Raw genomic sequence first — 22,102 nt, forward strand, 5'->3', positions numbered from 1 at the left:
GCATGCCGTAGCTGGGGGTTTACCCCAGCCATGGCTACAGCGAGGTGGGAATCTGCAGCTTACGAGCCCTTAGCGACATCAACGACGAACGGAACTGTACGAATTTCATCATTGCCCATGAACTGAATCCAAAGTGCATATTTACCTGCATGAGGCGGCTTTGCGTGGAGCATCATCTGTGCGGACACCGGGCCGGACTGGCCATGCTCTGAACCGTGTTTGCCATGTCCGCCGTGTGCAGTTTCGGCCGCATCTGCCGACATCGCATGCGCGTGAACATACGCAAGGTCATCGGTGCCTACGAACACCGCGTGGGCCGGCACACCAAGGTAGAGGTCCAGATCTTGCGCCGGCTGGCCGTTCTTCAGAACCGTCAAGGTCAACATGTTTTCTTTTCCGGCCTGCAGTCCCATCTGATCCAACTGGATCGTATAAGGGCCATCCTTCCCTTCCTGGTGAGACGGGATTGCCTGCGCTACGGCATCGACAGGCGCATCCACGGGAACTTCGAATCGAACAACCTGCTGACCGAGACCGGCGGGGACTGCGTCAGCGAAGACATGGTAGACGCCTGGCTTGGGAAAGTTCATCGCGACCCGGAACCGGCCATCTGCCCCAACCTTGCCAGGATGCTCGTGCAGGAAGCTGGAGAAATTGCTGTCGGTTGCCAGAACGTGCAGCTCCTGACTCAGTTCCTCGTCAAAATGCGCTATGCGCTTGCCGGTGGTCTTGTCGGTGAAGGTGATCAGCAGCTCGCGAGAAAGCGGGCCGGTTTCTTCGACGGAAAGTTCGGCAGTGACTTTTTCGGCAGTGCCCGAAAGTGCGAAGGTTCCGTTGAGGACATCATTCGAAGCCGACGAAGGTAATGCGGCTGTACCGATTGCGGCCACGCCGAAAGTGAGCAGTTGTTTGATCAACATGGAATTTTTCTCCGAATGAGGAAATCAGCGGCCTAGCTGCGGGTGATGTGGATATCCGGCCTCTGCCAACGTGGCGAGGAAGGTCGCTTCCTCCAGCGCCGTTTCTATGCGCACCAGGCGCGCCGGAACATCGGTTTCGATCTGCGCCAACGGGTCGACGCTCAGCAACGCGTTCTCCAACGGCTTGGCGCACGAACTGCAGGTCATGTTGGGAATATGGAACTGAAGCATCTTGATCTCCTGAGTGATTGTCGCGCCGACCACCTTGGGTGTTGACTGCGTGGCAATGTCAATCAGCAATCCAGCGAGATCGGCGCGTCCATTTCTTTCAGTTCAGATTGGCGGAACGCGCGACGCGGGTGATGACCATCTGCGGGTGTCGTACTTACTGGAACAGCACGGATCTACGCAAATGCGTTACCCCTTGCAGTCTCAAGAGGAAGGTTCCGCTGTTCTACGCCCGCGCGACGAGGCAGATGTTTCCATGCCGAAGTCCGCCAAGCCCTCAATGATCGGGCAGTCGGGACGGTTGTTTCCGTGGCAGCTGTTGGCGAGCGTGTGAAGCGTATGCGCCAATGCTTGCAGTACGGTGATCTTCTTCTCAAGGTCGGCGACATAGAACAGCGCCGCCTTCTTGATATCGCCACTGGGCCGCTCGCGATCACGCCACAACAGGAGCAGCTCGGAGATCTGCTTGACGGTCCAACCGAGATCACGCGAGCGGCGTATGAAACGCAGGCTATTCGCATCCTGCACGGTGTAGTTCCGATAGCCCGCCTCGGAGCGCGTTGCACGTGGAATCAGGCCGGTTTTCTCGTAGTACCGGATCATCTTGGCCGAAACGCCCGAGAATGCGGCAGCTTGCCCGATATTCATGGTTTCCCTCTTTTGGGTCTGCTCGGTTGGCGTGGGTGCGTTGCGGGATTGCTTGCCAGGAGCTTCCCCTCACCCCAACCCCTCTCCCGTAAACGGGAGAGGGGCTTAGTGCGCTCCGGCGTTTGTGGGGGCGGCGATGCGCGCGTGGACGTTGCCAAGATGCAGGCGAGCGTCTTCGCAGACGCGTATGGCTGCTTCAACCATCAGGGCATATCGGCATCGCGCGATACGCATGGAACACGTTTGTCCCTGACCGTCGCTCAGACGCCTTTGGACAGACCGAGTGCGACGGTCAAGAGCGGTTTCTGCGTGAGAAACGTGCCCTGAAAGAACGCATCACCAATGACAGTGATCGGCGCCAGACGCGCACCCGTGCGCGCCCTCGCCTCCTCCATGACGTCGCGCCTGGAGAGATCGCGCTCTTCGAAGTCGATGCCCTCGTGACCAAGCCAGGCTTTCAGCGTGTCGCAATCGGAGCAGCTCGGCGCCGTGTAGAGAATGATGGGCTGATGGGATGAGCTAACCATGGTGGTCTCCTGCAGGCGGCTATCAAGCTATCCCTTTGAGATGAGCTTGAGGATTGCAACGGTGGAAAGGTCAAGCGCCCGGCAGGAGACCGGTGAATCGCGTATCCGACGCACCGCTGGCACCACCGCAGTCAATGTCTGCCCGCGTGCATGGCACCCAGCCGCCGCCCAGTGATTTGTAGATGCTGACGATGGCCAACCGCTGATTGGTGCGGGCCACGACCAAGGCCCGTCGGCTGGCAAAGTCGGCACGTTCTGCATCGAGGACTTCCAGATAGATGCCTTCCCCGTGCGAAAACTGTGCCCGCGCAAGGCTCGCGGCCTGCTCCGTGACAGAGGCTTCCTGGAGACGAAGCTGCAGGGCGGTGCCGGCCGCGCTGAAAGCACCGAATGCGTTGTCGGTTTCTTCCAGCGCACGCAGCACGGCCTGGTCGTAGCGAATCAGCGCCTCGCGGGCACGCGCCTCACTGGCCGCGATCCTGGCGCGAACCCGCCCGGTATCAAGGAAGGACCAGCGAAGCAGCGGTGCAAAGAGGCTGGACAACGCGGAGCTGCCGCCGGTGGAGCCCAGGCTGCCGGCAACCACGCCAATCGAACCCTGGATCTCAAGCTGCGGATACAGACCTGCCGTTTCCACTCCGATGCGCGCGGTGGCCGCAGCGAGGCTCAGCTCGGCGGCGGCGATGTCCGGGCGCCGCACCAGCAGCGTGGCGGGATCGCCTACGGTGATCGTTTTCACCGCCAATATCGGCCGTGCGGTTGACGATGAGGGCACAACGAACGTCTGTGGCGTCTCACCCAGCAGGATGGCCAGCGCGTTGGAGGCAACCGTGCGGCGACGCTCCAACTCAGGCGCTTCCACTTCCACGCTGCGCAGCGCCGCTTCTGCACGAAGGCGGTCGAGCTCATTGGCCGAACCGGCTTCCACCAATCCTTCGACCAGACGCAGGCTGTCGCGCTGGCTTTGGGTGATGTCGGCAACCACGCCCAACTCCGCTTCGATGCCGCTCAGCTCGAACCAGCTGGCAGCCACGGCCGCCGCCACACTCGCCTGCACGCCCCGCAGCAGCGCCTCGCGGGAACCGGCGTCAGCGTGAGCCGCTTCAGCCGAGCGGCGGACGCGGCCGAACAGGTCAATTTCCCATGACGCATCAATCGCAGCCCGATAGGTCTCGCTACGGCGTGCCTGCCCCGGCGCCGTTTCCACTTCACTGCGCCGGAAGTTGTCATGGCTCACCCCTACACCGCCCTGCGGCAGATAGCCTTGCCGGCTCTCGCGCAGCATGGCCCGGGCCTCATCCAGGCGTGCGGTGGCAATCCCGATGTCGTGGTTGGCCGCCCACGCACGCTGGATGAGCGAGGTCAGCTCCGGATCGTCGAAGGACTGCCACCATTCCGCATCCACTGCGCCCGGCACCAGCGCCGCAGAGGTCGCACCGAAGTCGGTCGGAAATGCCGCCGACGGCAAGGGCGGCGGCGAAACCCACGAGAAGTCGGGGCCCACCGATGCACACGCGGTCAACAGGGCGCCTGCACCAAGCGGAAGCAGGTTCAACAAACGGTGACCATTGATCACGATGCGATCTCCTCTGGACGACCACCCGAGCCGGACTTTCGCTTCTCGAAACGAGAAGAGATGCGACGGATCAACACATAGAACACCGGCGTCAGGAACAGACCGAACACGGTGACTCCCAACATGCCCGCAAAGACGGCGATGCCCATCGCGTGACGCATTTCCGCGCCAGCGCCGGTGGCCAATACCAGCGGCACGACACCGGCAATGAAGGCAAGCGAGGTCATCACGATGGGGCGAAGCCGTAGTCGACAGGCTTCCACCACCGCATCGACGGCGCTCATTCCGTCCGCTTCCAGTGTCCGGGCAAACTCGACGATCAAGATCGCGTTCTTGGCTGCCAGCCCGACCAGGACAATCAGGCCAATCTGCACGAACACATTGTTGTCGCCCCCCATCAGCCAGACACCACCAATCGCGCTGAGCAGACACATGGGCACGATCAGCAGCACCGACAGTGGCAGCAGCCAGCTGTTGTACTGCGCAGCGAGGATCAAATAAGCGAGCAGCACACACAGCGGGAAGATGTACAGCGCCGCATCGCCGGCCAGCTTCTGCTGGTAGGTCAGCTCGGTCCATTCGAAGCTCACGCCTTCAGGCAGCACTTCCTTTGCCAGGCGTTCCATCACCGCCACCACCTGCCCCGAACTGACGCCCGGCGGTGCCCCACCGGAGATATCGGCGGATGGATAGCCGTTGTAATGAATCACACGGTCCGGCCCCGAGCTTGGCGTCACCGTCACGAATGACGACAGCGGCAGCATCTGTCCAGCGTTGTTGCGTACCTGCAGCTGACCAATCGCCTCGGCCTGCATGCGATGCGCTGCGTCGCCCTGTGCGGTGACCTTGTAGGTGCGACCGAAGCGGTTGAAGTCATTGATGTACAGCGAACCAAGGTAGACCTGCAGTGACTCGAACACATCCGCCAACGGCACGCCCTGACTCTTGGCCTTGGTACGGTCGATCACGACATCAAGCTGCGGCGCGTTGACGTCCAGGCTGGTCATCAGCCCTGCGACCTGGCCGGATTCGGTCGCCTTCATCATCAGAATCTGGGTCTGCTGGACCAACGCATCCAGCCCTACCCCGCCACGATCCTCTATCTGCATCTTGAATCCCCCTGTTGCACCCAGGCCCGGCACGGGCGGCGGCGGAAAGACACCAAGGAAACCATCCTGGATGCCGGCGAACTTCGCCTGCAGCCGTCCTGCGATTGCCGTCGCCGCAAGATCGGGCGATGCACGATCCTTGAACGGATCAAGCATGACGAACATCACAGCCGCGTTGGGCACGTTGACGAAGCCATTGATCGAAAGTCCCGGGAACGCGACCACGCTTTCGACACCCGGCTCGGCAAGCGCGATCTTCGACATCTGCTTGACGACCTCGTCGGTGCGGTCCAGCGACGCGGAGTTGGGCAGCTGTGCGATGCCGACCAGGTAGTACTTGTCCTGCATGGGCACAAACCCGGGCGGCACGACCTTGAAGCCGAACAGGGTCAACGCCAGCAGTCCGCCGTAGACAAACAAGGCCACACCACTGACGCGCACGAGCTTGCGCACGCCGTTGCCATAGGCCTCGGGCGCACGCTCGAACGGACGACTGACCCACTGCAGCGCACGCTCGGCACGGCCACGCAGGCTGCGCGGATCACGCGGGCTTGCGATCTTGCGCGGCTTCAACAACATCGCGGCCAGTGCCGGGCTGAGGGTGAGCGAGTTGACCGCCGACAGAATCGTCGAGATCGCAATCGTGAGTGCGAACTGACGATAGAACTCGCCCTGCAGGCCAGTCAGGAACGCCGTCGGGATGAACACCGCAGCAAGCACCGACGTGATGGCGATGATGGGGCCGGTCACCTCCCGCATCGCACGCCTTGCCGCTTCTATCGGCTCCTGGCCGTCCTCGATATGCCGCTCGACGTTTTCAACCACCACGATCGCATCGTCCACGACGATACCGATGGAAAGCACCAGGCCGAACAATGACAACGTGTTGAGTGAGAACCCCATCAAGTGCATGACCGCAAACGTGCCGATCAATGACACCGGCACCGCCAGCAGCGGAATCAGGGACGCGCGCCAGTTGCGCAGGAACAACACCACGACGATGACGACCAGGAAGATCGCTTCCAACAACGTGGTAGCCACCGACTCAAGCGAGGCCCGCACGAAGACCGTCGGGTCATATGCAATGCGCGAGCTCAGCCCTTCCGGGAAGCCTTTCTCAAGCCGCTGCATGGTCTCGCGCACGGCGGCGGAGACATCGAGTGCATTGGCGCCCGGGCTTTGAATGATCTGCAGCGCCACCGCTGGCTCGCCATCAAGCAGGCTGCGCAGTGCATACGCATCGGCGCCCATCTCAATCCGTGCCACGTCGCGCAGTCGCGTGACTTGTCCATTGTCGCCGGTGCGGATGATGATGTCGCCGAACTGTTCTTCGTCGGTCAACCGTCCCAGTGTGTTCACCGTCACCTGGAAGGCGGCGGTTGAATCGGGTGCCTGTCCCACCGAGCCGGCGGCAACCTGCACGTTCTGCTCGCGCACGGCGGCAATGACGTCGCCGGCGGTCAGACCACGCGCCGCAATGAGGCTGGGGTCCAGCCACAGTCGCATGCTGTACTCGCCCGCGCCCCAGACCAGCACGTCGCTGATGCCGGGAATGCGCGACAGTTCATCGCGGACCTGCAGGTACGCGTAGTTGGAGATGTAGAGCGGGTCGTAGCGTTTGTCCGGCGACAGCAGGTGGACCACCATCAGGATGTCCGGCGAAGTCTTCTGGGTGACGACGCCCTGGCGCTGCACTTCCGCCGGCAGACGCGGCAACGCACGCGACACCCGGTTCTGCACCTGCACCTGCGCCATGTCCGGATTGGTGCCGTCGGCAAAGGTGACGGTGAGGATCATCCGGCCGTCGGTCGCCGATTGCGACGACATGTACATCATGCCCTCGACACCGGTGATGGCCTGTTCCAGAGGCGCGGCCACCGTCTCGGCGATGACCTTGGGATTGGCACCGGGATACGACGCCGTGACCTGCACGGTCGGCGGCGTGACCGCGGGATATTCGCTCAGCGGAAGCTGGAAGAACGCGACGATGCCGGCGATCACCATCAGCACCGAAAGCACGATGGCGAAGATCGGTCGATCAATGAAGAAACGCGGGAAATTCACTGCGCTGCTCCCTGTTTTGCAGGCGCTTTAACCGGCGCGCCATCAATTGCGCTCGCCTGCGGCGTCACCTTCATGCCCGGGCGCACCAAGCCCTTTACGACAATGCGTTCGCCAGGCTGCAGCCCCTGCTCGATGACCCGCAGTCCATCCACCACTGGGCCCAGTTCCACAGGCCGGTATTCGGTCGTGTCGCCCTTCCCCACCACCAGCACGTAGCGGTGGCCTTGATCGGTGCTGATCGATTGATCCGAAATCAGGACGCTGCTCTTTGATGCCCCAGCCTCCAGCCTGACCTTGGCGAACAGACCCGGTGTCAGTTGACCATCCGGGTTGTCGATCACCGCGCGCACGCGCACCGTACCCGTCCCGCGATCCGCCGCGTTGGACAGGAAATCGAGCCGCCCTTCGCGGGTGTAGTCCTTGTCGGTGACCAGCGCGACCGCAACCTTGGACGAGCCCGAACTACCAGCAGAACCGTCCGACCGTCCCGCCGCCAGCGAACGCAGATAGGTGCGCTCATCCACATCAAAGTAGACGTGAAGTGGATTGATCGAGACGATCGTGGTGAGCGGCGTTGCGCCACTTGCGACGTAGTTGCCTTCGGTGACCAGTACCTGCCCCACCCGACCGCTGATCGGGGCGGTAACACGGGTGAAGCTCAGATCCAGCTGCGCCGCGTCCAGCGCCGCCTTGGCGGCGTCCACCTGTGCCTTGCCCGAATTCAGCGCGGCCGTGGCGGAATCGAGCCGGTTGCGGGCGACAATTTTCTGGGCGAACAACTGTTCGGTACGCGCGTGGTCTGCATGGGCGAGTGCCGACGCCGCTTCTGCTTCGCGCAAACGCGCGGCGGCGGCATTCCGTTCTGCCTGGAAGGGCCTGGGGTCGATGTGGAAGAGCTCCCTGCCCTTCTCCACGAAGCTCCCTTCCGGAACGCTGACTGCCTGAATATAGCCGGCGACCCGTGGGCGCAGTTCCACCTGTTTTACGGCGGTCAGCGAGCCGGTGAACTCGGCGAAGGGCGTTACCGGTCGCACGATGACTTCCGCTACGGGCACACTGGGCGGCTGCGCGGATCCAGCGCCGGACGCGGACTCCTTGCAACCTGTTAAAGCAAGTGCGGCGCTGATCGCCACTGTCATCAAGGTGGTGCGCGTGATTGTCATCGTTGTGCCTTTCGCGACTGCGGTTGGGTATCTGGTTTGCTGAACCGAAGTGGCTCCGGCGGGATTTGTCGGGCATGCCACGCTTGGAAGGTCAAGCACTTTCTTTACTGGTGGCCGTTTGCGCGGATGTGCTGACCAATCTGCGGGCGCATCGATACAGCCCGCCGCGCGATGACGGGCAAGCCGGCCGCAGAGGATCCGTTGCATATGGAAGACGCCTACTCATGTGCCAGCGCAAGGCTTTTACCGACGACCGAGCCTGCGCAACGCCGACACCTGTGGGTACTAAGCGCTACCGTGGTCAGAGGACGGCGCTTTTTTTTAAGCGCCCTTGAAGCGAAACAGCTGGAGCGCGTTGAGTGTTGCCAATGCAGTGGCACCGGTGTCCGCCAGAGCCGCCACTCAAAGGCTTGGAGTTCCCAGGATTTCCTGGACAGAGCTGAACCCTGTCAGGGATAACCTCGGGAGACAGCCATGTCTAGAGGCAAGGTCACCAGCAAAACCCGGTGAGCTTACAAGTTCATCGATCCGCATCGAGATGAGTTCAGCATACAGACGGTGTGTCATCTGCTAGGTGTTGCTCGGGTTGGTTGCTACGCTTGGTGTGAACATGCGGCTTCTGATCGAGCCTAGGAAAATGCCCGGTTGCTTCGACTGATACGTGCATCGACTATCGCTAGCCACCGCATTTATGGCGCACCCAAGGTATTTCTCGACCTGCGGGAGAGCTGGGAGACATGCAGCAAGAACCGGGTTGCTCGCTTGATGCGAGAGAACGGGTCGCAGGCGTTGCACGGCTATCGCATACAGCATCCTGCGGTGCTAATGCCGCACGTCCATATGCCCAATCCACTCCGGCGTTAGTTCACCGTATCGCAGCCGAACGAGGTAAGGGCTACGGATATCACCTGCATCCGCACTTGAGAGGGCTGGCTGTACTGAGCGTCGGCTTGGCTCTGTTCTCAGGCAGAACTGTTGGCCGGGCGGTCAGGCCGCCGATTCATCGAAAACTTGTTCCGGAGGCCGACAAGAAAGCCGTATGCAGGAGACGCCCACGTGCTGCCTTGATCCACTCGGATCAAGATTCCCAGTATCAGAGCGATGCATGGCAGCGCTTCTGCAAAGGCAAACAACTTGGGGGTGATGCTCGACATCCAATCAAAACGAGGATCTATCGACCTGTGCTTCGCTCTGCAACCAACTCAGAAACGAGGCAACTGCAGGTTTCTCATCCACGCGAGGCAAGGTGACAGCATAGTAGGCAAACTCCGTCGGCCACGCATGATCGAAGGCAATCGACAGCCGCCCGCTTGCCACCTCGGCCTGTACGTATACGTCACGTACCATGGCGATCCCTTGGCCCGCCTCTGCCGCACGGATCAGCAGCACGTCATCATCGAAGGCAGGTCCTCGCTCGATGCGCGGATCGTATGCCATCCCCAATGCCTTGAACCAGAGACGCCAATCGCTTCGATCCGAATCCTGCAGCAGCGGATACTTCAGGCAGTCCTTTGGCGTGCGGATACGCGGCCCATCGGCCAATAACCGAGGGCACGCTACCGGCAGGAATACCGGCGATGCCAGATGTCGCGACACTAGCCCGGGATACTGGCCAAGCCCGTGACGAATCGCGACGTCGATGCGGTCACGACGCAGATCGACCAGCGCCGAAGATGCCTCCACACGTATCTCGATATCCGGATGCTTTTCGGTAAAGTGGCCCAGACGCGGAACCAGCCACGATGCAGCGAAGCTCGGCACAGTGCTTATCGTAAGTGTTTGTCGCCCGTTGATCGCCTCTAGTACCGCCATGCTGTCCTGAATTGTGTCGAAGGCGCGGAGCAAGGCTGGATACACCTGTGCACCGGCCGGGCTGAGCGAAACACCATGGCGATTGCGTACGAACAAGTTCACGCCTGTTCGTTCTACCAACAACTTCAACTGCTGACTGACCGCCCCCGGGGTAACCCCCATAGCCTCGGCTGCCGCCTTGAGGCTGCCGCACCGGCCCGTCTCGACGAATGCGCGCAACGCCAGCAACGGAAGGACTGCACCCATGATGTTAGTTATCCTGAATTTTTACTTTAGAAAAAATGATGCCGGCGCAACGCGCCTGTCTTAAGCATGGGCCATGCATAAAAGTAAGGAAAGCTAAATATAGGGGATCTAGAATTCGGTTCATCAGCACGCGCGATTGGCCGCATCAGTGAACCCAATCCGATCCCCATCGAACACCCCCTCTCATCGGATTATCGCCAGCTCTGGCGCCCTGGCCGCCTATAGCGACGGATTGGAACGCAAGACAGCCCTGCAAGGCTCACTCCGCCAGACCTCGTTGTGTAGCATCAATTTAGACAATCTATTTTTCACTTGAAGATAAGATCGTTTTTTGCGGCAACCGGCGACGCCTAGACTGCAGCCATTCTCCAGTCTCGGGACATTAGCTGAAATGATTTTCTCAACAACTCCGCGGGCGAGGCGATGAGCCCCGTCGCCAATAGCCGTCCTCTGCGTCGCTCCGTCCTGATAGGCATTGCGCTGGGCGTGATCACCCTGCTTGTCGCCCTTACGCTATTCGACATGTACCGCAAACGCGGCGCAGCCGCCGCAGCGTCGGCTGCGGGCACACCAACGGCAGTGCCGGTGGTGGTCGAAGCCGCACGACGCGAAGCACTGCCCAAACAAATCGAAGCTATCGGCACGGTGGTGGCTGATCAGCAGGTGCTGGTAGCGGCCGAAGTTGCCGGCCGGATCACCGCCCTGCATTTCAGCAGCGGTCAGTCCGTCAAAGCAGGCACGCCATTGGCACAGCTCAATGACGCCCCCATGCAGCGTGAGCTGGAGCGCCACCGCGCTGCAGCGACGCTGGCGGATGCGAGCCTGGCTCGTGCGCACCGATTGAAGGATCTGGTCCTATCGCGTGCCGAGTACGAGCAGCATCAAGCCAGCCACGCTCAGCAGCATGCACAGGTGGCGCAGATACTGGCGGAGATTGCACAACGCCGTGTGCGTGCGCCGTTCGATGGTGTGCTGGGCGTACGCCAGGTCAACCTTGGGCAATTCGTAGAAGCGGGTACACCAATCGCCACGCTGACCGACCTTCGTCATCTGCACGTGGACTTCCGGGTGCCCGAACGATTCCTCCCGCTGCTGAGCGAGGGCCTCGCAGTGCAGCTGAGCGTTGACGGTGTTTCCGACAGCGGCGTGGTAGGCAGGATCAGTGCCATCGACCCACGCGTGAACCAGGACGACCGCATGGTCAATGTACGCTCCACTCTTACCGCACCAGGCAAGGGCAACTTGTGGCCCGGTGCTTTCGCCCGTGTACTGGTAACGCTACCGCCCGATCCCCCTGCAGTGACCGTGCCGGCGATCGCTATCAGCGCGTCACTGGCCGGCGACTCGCTCTATGTCGTACGTGAGAATGCCGGCAAGCCACAGGCACGTCTGCTGCCGGTTCAAACCGACATGCGCCATGGCGACCGCATAGCGCTGCGGAACAGTGACCTGCAGGCTGGTGAGCTGGTGGTGGTCTCCGGCCAGATCAACCTGCAGGACGGCGCATGGGTAAGCATACCTGCGAGCGCGGCCGCGCCTAGCTCCATTGCCGCACGCAAGGAGCAGTGACGATGGCCTTTACCGACTTCTTTATCAGACGACCCGTACTCACCACCGCCTTCGCGTTGTTGATCGTGCTGGTTGGTCTTAGCGCCCTGCTCGATCTGCCACTGCGCCAGTATCCGCGCATCGAAAGTGCTGTGGTCACCGTCACAACCGAGTACCCGGGCGCCCCTGCTGATTTGATGCAGGGCTTTGTCACGACCACACTGGCACAGGCTGTAGCAACCACACAGGGCGTTGAATACCTCACCTCTTCATCCGAGCAGGGTCGCAGCACCATCACCGCTCACCTGCGCCTGAACGCGAATTCCGATGCCGCGCTGACCGAAGTACTGGCAAAGGTCAATGAGGTTCGTTACCTGCTGCCCGAAGACGCCTACGACCCGGTTGTCGTGCGTCAGGCACCCGGCGCAATTGGCGTGGTGTACGCAGGTTTCACAGCCCCCAGCGGGCAGGCTGCCACCGCCATCACCGATTACCTGATGCGGGTGGCGCGTCCACGCCTGACCACCGTGGAAGGTGTCGCTGCGGTGAACGTACTCGGCGGCCAGGCACTTTCGATGCGTATATGGCTCGACCCATTGCGCATGGCTGCCCACGGCATCACCAGTGCCGACATCGACGCGGCCATCGCCGACAACAATTACCAAGCAGCACCTGGCCAGGTGAAGGGTTCGTTGGTGGTGTCCAACGTGCGCACCGATACCCAATTAGACAGCGTGGAAGGCTTCCGCCAACTGGTGGTGAAATCCAGCGACGGATTGGTGCGGCTGCAAGATTTAGCCTCGGTTGAGATCGGCGCGCAAAGCCGCAACCAAACGGCTGGCATGAATGGCGAGGCTGCGGTCTATCTGGAAGTGATGGCCACACCGGGCGGCAACCCGCTGACCATCTCGCGTGAAGTGCGGGCCGTGCTGGACCAGCTTGACCTGCCTGCGGGCACAACCATGGCGACTCCTTACGACGTCACGGTGTTCATCGACGCGGCAGTCGGCAACGTCAAGGCCAAACTGATCATTGCCAGCCTGGAAGTCGTGCTGGTCATCTTCCTGTTCCTCGGCTCCGTACGTGCGGTGGCTGTGCCGATGCTGAGCATTCCACTATCGCTGCTGGGTGCGGCAGCCATCATGTTCGCGCTGGGATTCAGCCTCAACCTGCTGACACTGCTGGCCATGGTGCTGGCGATCGGATTGGTGGTGGACGACGCCATCGTGGTAGTGGAGAACGTGCATCGCCGCATTGAAGATGGCGAAACACCACGACATGCCGCCATCAATGGCGCACGCGAGATCGCAGGGCCTGTATTGACCATGGCAGCCACACTGGTCGCGGTGTACGCACCACTGGGCTTGGTCGGCGGCCTCACCGGCGCACTGTTCCGCGAGTTTGCATTCACCCTTGCCGCGGCGGTTGTGGTTTCGGCCATCGTCGCACTGACCATTTCACCGATGGTGGCATCCAAGCTGCTACGCAAGGAGCACCCTGGCCGTTTCGGCCAGATCGTGGAGCGGACGACTAACCGCGTGGTAACCGCGTATCACGGTCTGCTTTCGCGGCTGTTGCGGGACACCCGTCCGATCCTGCTACTCGGTGTAGGCGCATTGCTGTGCCTGCCGGTGCTATTCAATGGATTGCAATCCGAGCTAGCACCCACTGAAGACCAAGGTGAAATCGTGGTCGATATGAAAGCCCCGCAATCCGCAAATTTGGAGTTTCTCGAAAGCCAGGCAGCCCGGGTTGCAACCGCGCTGAACGACATTCCGGAGGCCCAGAACACCTACATGGTGCAAGGCGTTGGTAGTGCCCTCAACTTGGGCTGGGGCGGCGTCATGCTGGCACCCTGGAATGAGCGCGAGCGCACTTCCAGCGAGATCATGAACGCACTGCAGGAGCGCTTGGCAGGCATCGAAGGTATTGCTGGCTCCGCGTATCTGCCTGCTCCCCTGCCCGGCTCCGCCGGCGGCTTCCCGGTACAGATGGTGCTGACATCATCGTCCGGACATGAAACGGTGCATGCTGCGATGCAGACGCTTGAGTCCACGGCTATGGCCAGTGGCAAGTTCGCCTTCGTCGATTCCAACCTCAGCTTTGCCAGCCCCACCGTCAACGTGCGCATCGACCGCTCACGTGCGCATGACCTTGGACTTAGCATGAAGGAGATCGGCGATACGCTGGCGCGTCTGGTAGGCGAATCGTACGTCAACCGCTTCGGTGCCCAGGGCCGTGCTTACGACGTGATCCCGCAATCACCCCGTGATCAGCGCTTGACCCCGGAAGCCTTGGCGCTCTACCACGTACGCAGCGCCGCCGGCACTCAGGTACCGCTGTCGACCGTGGTCAGCCTAGAGCATGGTGTGGAGGCAAATGCACTGACCCAGCACAATCAGATGAACAGCGCCACGCTGGTGGCCGTGCCGGGGCCTGGTGTCACCCTTGGGCAAGCCGTGCAGGTGCTGCAGCTTGCTGCGGACAAACTGCCAGGCGGTTACCAGGTGGACTTCCTTGGCGAGTCACGCCAGTACCTGCAGGAGAAAGGCGGCTTTGCGGTCACCTTCGCTTTCGCGTTGGTATTCATTTTCCTGGTGCTTGCAGCGCAGTTTGAAAGTATTCGCGACCCCTTGCTGATTCTGACCACGGTACCACTGGCCGCGTTCGGTGCCTTGATCTCGCTGTTCTTCGGCTTCGGTACTTTGAACATCTATACGCAGATTGGTCTAGTGACGTTGATCGGCCTCATCGCCAAACACGGCATCCTGATCGTTGAGTTCGCCAACGCGCAGCAACGCAGCCAAGGGCTGGACCGTACCGCTGCCGTACTCGCCGCTGCACGTACCCGTGTGCGCCCGATTCTGATGACCACAGCCGCCATGGTCGGGGGTCTATTGCCATTGTTGTTCGCTAGCGGTGCGGGTGCAGGTAGCCAGCGCGCCATTGCCGTGGTGTTGGTGTCAGGCCTGATCGTCGGAACGGCCTTCACATTGTTCGTGTTGCCAGCGGTGTACGCACGCTTCGGCCGCAAACTTACGCCAGCACCCATCACCACTGGAGAACTGACATGAAGCAGATCATCGCGACAACGGCTCCCACTTCTGTACAAACCACCTCACTCGTAGTGTTGCTGATGAGTGCAGCCACAGGCTGTACAAGCGTTCCACAGCCTGCCTCGTCACTCGTTTCCATCACCGATCGCTACAGCCATGCGTCCCAACCGTCCGCAAGCTCTACCCCAAACGTCCTTGCCGCGCCGATGGATTGGTCGAACGCAGCAGCCGTGCAGCCACACTGGTGGAGACTGTTCAATGAGCTCATGCTGGATGGCAATCAAGCAAGGGCACAGCATGCCAGTCCCAACCCGCAGGCTGTCTTGACTGGCCTGCAGCACCCGTCCGTGATTTCGGGGTAGAACCCGGACGGCAATTCAGATTGCCTTAGACAAGCTGAGCGCCAAAGCCAACAGCGACTTCTGCCTTATGAAGGTGCCGCAAAAGGCAGTATCACCAACTAGGGTGATCGGCGCGATGTCCGCTATGGGCCGCATGGGCTCACCCTCAGCCAACAAACGCGCAAACATCCGCTTGGGGTTGGGATCTGCCCTTCCCTACCCCCGATAAATCTCCCTAGTCCCTAGCGGGCCCGGCTTCCGTTCTCAGCCAAGAGCAAGCGGCATTAGCCAGCCGGCATTCTCTCGAAACTTTGTATCGAAGGATCAATATCGTCCCAAGTGTGGCCACGGCTGACCAGCACCAGGCGCTTGGCATCACTTCATCACCAAATCCTCTTGGATTTGGTTTGGCTAAGAATTACCGAAGAGAGCAAGCGCGGCGTTCGCAGTGGTGTCGCACCTTATTCGATATTCGATCAGTACTTCTTCTCAAGGTTCAGCAGCACGCCATGGTCGCTATCGTCGTCATTGCCAAACAGGCCGCGGTACTCGAACCGCAAGGTGAAATCGCGCTCGGTCTGTAGCACCGCACCCAGACCGAAAACGAATCGGTTGCGCTTGAGACCGTCGATGTGACCGCGGTAGAAAGGACCACCCGGCAGATCGGCGTAGCTCATGACCACCGAGCTGTCGTCTTGGAAGTCGTGCTGATATTCGAAGCGCGCCTGCGGCGAAAACGTGCCAAAGCTAACCGGGAAGCGATAGTCCATGCGCAGGCCGAGGCTGGTGGTGGTGGTATCGACCTCCTGATCCTGATAGCGCAGCGCATAGATCGCATCGCCGCGTTCGATGTAGCCGTTCAGCGTGGCACGCGCCACGTCCAAGCGCGCGTACGGAACCAGTGACAGCCTGTCACGCCGGTAGTCGCCCCCCAGCGACAGCGAGGTGAACCATTGCTTGCCGTCACGGTCGCCGCTCACCATTGCGCCGTTGGCGGTGACATAGCGGCGCGAATTGAACGACAGCAACTGGTACCCGAGCAGGCCGTCGATGAAGAAGTACTCGCCCGGGTGGTAGCTGCCGTACATGGCCAAGGTGTAGCTCTCACCGCGGCTGCGGGTGTCATTGCGGCCAACATCGGTGGTGTCGCGGCCGTAGCCGATACCGGCACCGAAAGCGAAGTCCTGGTTCACGCGTGTGTCGGCACCAGCGCTGATGCCGCTGGTCTGGAAGTCAAAGCCCGCGCTGCTCGAACGGCCGTCGCGATCGCCGCTGTTGATCGAACCGTTGGTCCAGAGGGTCAAGCTGCCACCATCACCGGCACCCTTGCCGTTGTTGGGTGCAGCGGCAGCGTTGTCGCCCGGTGCCGAGTCGTCCAACAAGTCCACCTGGCGGCAGTCGCTGCCCGGCATGCGTAGTGCCTCGCCCTGGCAGCGGCGTTCGACGCCGAAGCTCAGTCCGTTTTCGAAGCGCGTACCGTTGCCACCGTTGTGCATGCCCTCCATACGGCGCTGGAAGTTGCCGATCTGGGTGGTGGCGAAGCGCCGCGCGGTGGCGGTCTGTGCCCCCAACAGTCCCATCACTTCTGCGTCCTGGGTCGGGTCCGGGCGGCTGATGACGTCGAAGTCGATGGCTGCCGGCGTCGAGGTCGCGAACGCGTTGCTCAGGGTAAAGGTGACCGTGGCGGTGCCGGAGAACGTGGCCGCCGGGGTGAAGGTCAGGCGATGGCTCGCACTGGCACCGCTGCCCGAGGACGCGATCGTGGCGGTGCCCGCATCGGCCGGCGACAGCGACACCAGGTTGGCCGCAGTGAACGGGCCGCCAGTGGCATCGGTGGTCAGTTCGACCACCGCCGGGACACCTGCATTCGCGCTGACCCGTCGCGAGACCGCGACCGGCACCGGATTGACGGTGATCGTCGAGGTGATCGGAGCCGAGGCGCCGTAGACGTTGTTCAAGGTGTAGACAATGCTCACCGTGCCCGAGGCGGTGGCCAGCGGGGTGTAGGTGATGTTGGTACCGGTCACCGTTGTAGTGCCTGCGGCCGGCGGCGTCACCAGGGTCACCCCGGTGAACGGACCGCCGGTGGCGCTCTCTGTGGTGTCGATGACAACCGGCTGGCCCGCCAGGGTGGTGGCGGTGCGCGGCTGTCCCATCGGCACCGGCAGCGCGGTGACGGTGATCGAAACCGTGGCCGGGGCCGAAGTGCCGCCCGGGCCGATCGCGGCGTAGGTGAAGCTGTCGGCGCCGAAATAAGTGCCGGCCGATGTGTAGACCACGTTCGAACCGCTGACCGTAGCAGTACCGTGCGCAGGAGCGCTGGCTACCGCGATCGAGGTGATCACACCGCTATCGTTGGCGGTGACCGGGATGATCACCGCTTGCTGTGACAGCGTGGTCGCGCTGTCGTCTACTGCCACCGGCACTGCGTCGGCGATCACGATGGTGTAGCTCTGCGTGCTGTTGTAGCCGGCGGCGTCGGTGGAGCGCACCACGGAGGTGTAGCTACCGGAGGCGGCCGGCGTCCCACTGAACATACCCGCCGAACTGAAGGTGATGCCGGTCGGCAGGACGCCGGAGGTGATCGCGTAACTGTATGGCGCAATGCCACCGCTGCTGCTCAGGCTCTGCGAGTAAGCCGTACCCATCACGCCGCCGGGCAGGCTGGCTGGGGTGATGGCCACCGTCGCCGCGGCAATGGTGAAGGTGTACACACGACTGGTGTTCTGCCCGTTGGCATCAGTGGAGCCCACGGTGATGCTGAAATTACCGTCCGAACGCGGGATGCCGATCAAGGCACCGACCGAATTAAAGGACATGCCGATCGGCAGCGCGCCGGAGGACAGCGAATAACTGTACGGCGCTATACCGCCACTGGAGCTGAGCTGCGCGTTATAGGCGATACCCGCGGTGCCGTTGGCCAGGCTGGCTGGATCGATGGTGATCGCCGGTGTGCCCACCACGATGGTGTAGTTCTGCTGCAACGAGAACGGTGCGCCAACTCCGGTGCTGGCATCGGTGACACGCACGCTGATGTTGTAGTTGCCCGGCACGGTCGGGGTACCGCTGAGCACACCGGCCGAACTGAGGCTTACGCCCACCGGTAGCGAGCCGGCGACCAACGAATAGCTGTACGGCGCGGTGCCGCCGCTGCCGGCGAAGTTGATGGTCGTAGCCACGCCGTAGTTCATCGGCAGGTTGCCCGGCGCCGGAGTCATGCTCAGGGTCGCCGCGCCCACGGTCAACACAAAGGTCTGCCCGGTAGTGAACGGCCCGTTGCCGGTGCTGCCATCGGTGGCACTGGCATTGAGGTTGAAGCTGCCTGTCGCGGTCGGCGTACCGCTCACCGTCACACTGTTGGTGGTGGTGCCGCTGAGGGTCACACCCGCTGGCAAACCGCTGACGGCAAAGTTGCTGTAGGGCGCGACGCCGCCAGCCCAGCTGAAGGTCTGGCTGTAGCTGGTGCCAACCTGGGCACTGAACGTACCAGCGGCGCTCACGGTGATGGTCGGATTACCGACAGTGATGCTGACCGTGGCCCCCCCTGAGGTCCCGGCGCTGTTGGTCGCGGTGTAGGTGAAGCTGTCCGTCCCCGCATAACCGGCAGCCGGCGTGTAAGTGATGTTGGTGCCACTGGCCGTCGCCGTGCCGTGCGCCGCATTCGTCGCCACCGCCACCGAGGCCGGAATACCACCGGTGATGTTCAGCGTGATCGGGTTGGCGCTGCTGCCATAAGCGACCGTGGCCGCCACTGGGTTGGCCAGCGGCACGATGTCACCGATCTGAAGGCTGTAGCTCTGCGGTGCGGACGAGTATGGGCCGCTGCCGGTGCTGCTGTCGGTCGCCGTCAGGCTGAAGCTGTAGCTGCCCGGCGTGGTCGGCGTGCCGGTGATGGCGCCGGCACCGCCGATCGACAGACCAGGCGGTAGGCTGCCGCTGCTAACCGCATAGTTGTATGGCGCTATACCGCCCGTGGCCGGATCGATCGTCACCCCATAGACGCTGCTGACCGTGCCGTTGGGCAGGACCGACGGCGGCAGCACCACGTTCGCGGCGGTGATCAGCACGCTGTAGGACTGCGAGCCGGTATACGGACCGCTGCCGGTGCTGTTGTCGGTGGCGGTGATGGTGAAATTGAAGCTGCCACCTGCGGTTGGCGTACCGGTGATAGTGCCGTTGGCGGCCAGGCTCAGACCGGTCGGCAAGGCGCCCGCGCTGACGGCAAAGCTGTAGCCGGCGCTGCCGCCTGAAGCAGTCACGGCCTGACTGTAGGCCTGGGCAACGCCGCCATTGGACAACGTGGCCGGAGCGAGGGTGATCATCGCCGCGTCCACGTTTAGGCTATAAGCAAGCGAGCCGCTCTGGCCGTGATTGTCAGTGGCAGTGACAGTCAAGTTGAACGTGCCACCCGAAGTCGGTGTGCCACTGAGCGTTCCCGAGCTCAGCGTGATACCGGCCGGCAGCGCGCCGGCGGTGACCGCGAAGCTGTACGGCGCGCTGCCGCCGTTGCCGGTCAGAACCTGATTGTAGACAGTACCGATCTGCGCATTGCTCAGCGTGGGCGGTGTGAGCGTGATGGTCGGCGCGGCCACTTGCAGCACGTAGTTCTGAGTGCGCGCGAACGGCGCGCCGGTGCCGGTGGAGGTGTCGGTCACGCGCACCGAGAAGGTGAACAAACCGGTCGCCGTCGGCGTGCCGGAAAGCACACCAGTATCGGTGTCCAGACTTAGGCCGGCCGGCAAGGCGCCAGCGCTAACTGTGTAGTTGTAGGGCGCGGTGCCGCCGCCGGCGACGTAGGTCTGGCTGTAAGCGGCACCATAGGTCGCGGTTAGCGTGCCCGCTGCCGGGGCCAGGGTAAGAGTTGGCGCCGACACAGAGAGGGTGGAGGCCTGACCGACGGTGAACGGACCGTTGCCGGTGCTCGAATCGGCGGCGCTGACAGTGAGCGCGAACGAACCAGCCGCGATCGGCGTACCGGACACGGTGACGCTGTTGGGAGTCTGCGCGGTGATGCTGAGGCCACCCGGCAGACCTGTGACAGCGTAGCCGGTGAAAGGCTGGGCGCCACCGTTCCAGCTGAAGGTCTGGGTGTAGGGCACGCCGATCTGCGCGGTCAGCGGACCACCCGCGCTTACGGTGATGGTCGGGTTATTGATCGTAATTGTCGCCGTCGCAGGCGTCGAGGTACCAGCGCCGTTGGTCGCGGTGTAGGTAAACGTATCCGTGCCCGCATAACCGGCGGTCGGGGTGTAGGTGATGCTGGTGCCGCTGGCCGTCGCTATGCCGTGTGCCGCGTTCGTCGCCACCGCCACCGAGGCCGGAATGCCGCCGGTGATGTTCAGCGTGATCGGATTGGCGCTGCTGCCGTAAGCGACTGTGGCCGATACCGCGTTGGCCGTCGGCGGGATATTGACGATCTGCAGCGTATAACTGCGTGGCACTGAACTATAGGGCCCGCTGCCGGTGCTGGAGTCGGTCGCGGTGACGGAGAAGTTGAAGGTACCCGAGGCACTGGGCGTACCGCTCAGCGTGCCGTTGGCGCCGTTCAACGTTACCCCCGCCGGCAAGGAGCCGGCGGTCACCGCATAGGTGTATGGCGAAATACCGCCGCTGGCCGGATTGAGCGTGGCGCTGTAAGCCGCGCCCTGCGTGCCGTTGGCCAGGCCGGTAGCAGGCAGGTTCACCGTGGGCGGCGCGATCACCAGCGCATAGGCCTGTGAACCGGTGTGCGGTAAACCTGCGCCGGTGCTGCTTCCGGTGGCGGTGACAGTGAAGTTGAAGGTGCCGCCTGCAGTCGGCGTACCGCTGATGATGCCAGTGCTCAGGGTCAAGCCGGTCGGCAACGCACCGGCAGTGACCGCATAGGTGTACGGCGAGATGCCGCCGCTGGCGATGACGAGCTGACTGTAAGCCGCCGCAACCGTGCCGCTGGGCAGCGTGGTTGGTGCGATCACGATAACCGGCGGCGCCACCACCAAGGTGTAGGTGCGGGTACCGGAGAAGCTGTTGGCGTCGGTCGCGCGCGCAGTGAAGTTGAAGGTGCCGGCCGCGGTCGGCGTACCGGTCAACGCGCCAGTGGTGGCGTTGAGGCTCAGCCCCGCCGGCATGGTGCCTGCGCTGATGGCGAAGGTGTACGGCGCGGTACCACCGCTGCCGGTGAGGGTCTGGCTGTATGCCACGCCAACGGTGGCACCCGGAATCGTGGCCGGGTTGACCACGATGGTGGGCGGCGGAATCACCTGCAGGGTCACCGTTTCGATCTCGGCGTAGCTACCGGTGCCGGTGCTGCTGTCGGTGACACGGATGCCAAAAGTGAAGCTGCCCAACGTGGTCGGTATGCCGCTCAGGGTAGCGCCACTCAGGCTCAAGCCAGGCGGCAGCGCGCCGGAGACCACCTCGTGCGCGTAGACGTAATTAGGGATGCCGCCACTAGCGGAGAAGGTCACGCTGTACGGCAGATTCTGCGCGGCGTTGGACGGCGACGACGGCGCGATGGTCAGCGTTGGGTTGGCCGCATTACCGCTGAAGGTACGCACGCCGCTGTCGCCGATACTGTCGGCAGCGCGAATGGTGAACGTGTAGGCGCCGCGCTGGCTCGGCGTGCCGCTAATGGTGCTGCCGCTCAGGCTCAGGCCCGGCGGTAGCGCGGTGTCCAGACTGAAGGTATACGGTCCGGTGCCACCGCTGGCACTGAGGGTGGTACTGAAGGGGACGCCTACGGTCAGCGCGACCGTCGGCGTGGCGCCAATGGTGATGCTCGAAGCCAGCCCAATGGTGACGGTGGCCGTGATGTCGTTGTTGTAGTCGTCCTTGATGATGAACGTATCAGTGGTCGCGTTGTCACCGTTGTGGGTATAAGTCAAC

The 22,102-nt window shown here is 62.4% G+C and carries 12 protein-coding genes; 3 read left to right on the top strand and 9 right to left on the bottom strand.

Features of this window, described 5'->3' with window-relative positions; translation table 11 throughout:
- Positions 1–59 precede the first annotated feature (59 nt).
- The 8 genes from PAN08_RS17755 to PAN08_RS17790 all read right to left on the bottom strand — a co-directional run bounded on the left by PAN08_RS17755 (position 60) and on the right by PAN08_RS17790 (position 10,293).
- Entirely contained in the window at positions 60–920 is an 861-nt protein-coding gene (locus tag PAN08_RS17755; protein WP_057633303.1) for a hypothetical protein, read from the bottom strand.
- A 24-nt stretch (positions 921–944) separates the two neighbouring features.
- The gene (locus tag PAN08_RS17760) at positions 945–1,151 is read right to left on the bottom strand and encodes a heavy-metal-associated domain-containing protein (protein ID WP_057633327.1); all 207 of its coding nucleotides are present in this window, start codon (positions 1,149–1,151) and stop codon (positions 945–947) included.
- A 201-nt stretch (positions 1,152–1,352) separates the two neighbouring features.
- Positions 1,353–1,796 (bottom strand): Cu(I)-responsive transcriptional regulator, encoded by a 444-nt coding sequence (gene cueR, locus PAN08_RS17765; RefSeq protein ID WP_057633304.1) that lies wholly within the window; start codon positions 1,794–1,796, stop codon positions 1,353–1,355.
- A 260-nt stretch (positions 1,797–2,056) separates the two neighbouring features.
- Complete coding sequence (locus PAN08_RS17770) at positions 2,057–2,323, bottom strand: glutaredoxin family protein (RefSeq protein WP_057633305.1); 267 nt, start codon at positions 2,321–2,323, stop codon at positions 2,057–2,059.
- A 70-nt stretch (positions 2,324–2,393) separates the two neighbouring features.
- Positions 2,394–3,899: a TolC family protein gene (locus PAN08_RS17775; RefSeq protein ID WP_269792849.1), complete on the bottom strand. Its 1,506-nt coding sequence runs from the start codon at positions 3,897–3,899 to the stop codon at positions 2,394–2,396.
- Positions 3,896–7,072 carry an efflux RND transporter permease subunit gene (locus PAN08_RS17780; RefSeq protein ID WP_269792850.1) on the bottom strand — a complete coding sequence of 1,059 codons (3,177 nt, stop codon included), beginning with the start codon at positions 7,070–7,072 and terminating at the stop codon, positions 3,896–3,898. The genes PAN08_RS17775 and PAN08_RS17780 overlap by 4 nt, the downstream gene beginning before the upstream one ends.
- Positions 7,069–8,235, bottom strand: a complete 1,167-nt coding sequence (locus PAN08_RS17785; RefSeq protein ID WP_269792851.1) for an efflux RND transporter periplasmic adaptor subunit — start codon at positions 8,233–8,235, stop codon at positions 7,069–7,071. Before PAN08_RS17785 ends, PAN08_RS17780 begins: the two co-directional genes overlap by 4 nt.
- Positions 8,236–9,393: 1,158 nt before the next feature.
- The gene (locus PAN08_RS17790) at positions 9,394–10,293 is read right to left on the bottom strand and encodes a LysR substrate-binding domain-containing protein (RefSeq protein ID WP_057633308.1); all 900 of its coding nucleotides are present in this window, start codon (positions 10,291–10,293) and stop codon (positions 9,394–9,396) included.
- A 423-nt stretch (positions 10,294–10,716) separates the two neighbouring features.
- Between PAN08_RS17790 and PAN08_RS17795 the strand changes: the two genes are divergently transcribed.
- From PAN08_RS17795 to PAN08_RS17805, 3 genes are read left to right on the top strand one after another with little or no spacing between them, the layout of a single operon-like run.
- Positions 10,717–11,862: an efflux RND transporter periplasmic adaptor subunit gene (locus PAN08_RS17795; protein WP_057633309.1), complete on the top strand. Its 1,146-nt coding sequence runs from the start codon at positions 10,717–10,719 to the stop codon at positions 11,860–11,862.
- A gap of 2 nt (positions 11,863–11,864) precedes the next feature.
- Entirely contained in the window at positions 11,865–14,915 is a 3,051-nt protein-coding gene (locus PAN08_RS17800) for an efflux RND transporter permease subunit (RefSeq protein WP_057633310.1), read from the top strand.
- Positions 14,912–15,259 (top strand): hypothetical protein, encoded by a 348-nt coding sequence (locus PAN08_RS17805; RefSeq protein WP_152982608.1) that lies wholly within the window; start codon positions 14,912–14,914, stop codon positions 15,257–15,259. Before PAN08_RS17800 ends, PAN08_RS17805 begins: the two co-directional genes overlap by 4 nt.
- Positions 15,260–15,714: 455 nt before the next feature.
- Here PAN08_RS17805 and PAN08_RS17810 read toward each other — a convergent pair whose 3' ends face one another.
- Positions 15,715–22,101, bottom strand: coding sequence for a putative Ig domain-containing protein (locus tag PAN08_RS17810; RefSeq protein WP_269792852.1), 6,387 nt, complete (start codon positions 22,099–22,101; stop codon positions 15,715–15,717).
- Between the last annotated feature and the right edge of the window lies 1 nt (position 22,102).

Source organism: Stenotrophomonas sp. Iso1 (assembly GCF_027497995.1).
Lineage (GTDB): Bacteria > Pseudomonadota > Gammaproteobacteria > Xanthomonadales > Xanthomonadaceae > Stenotrophomonas.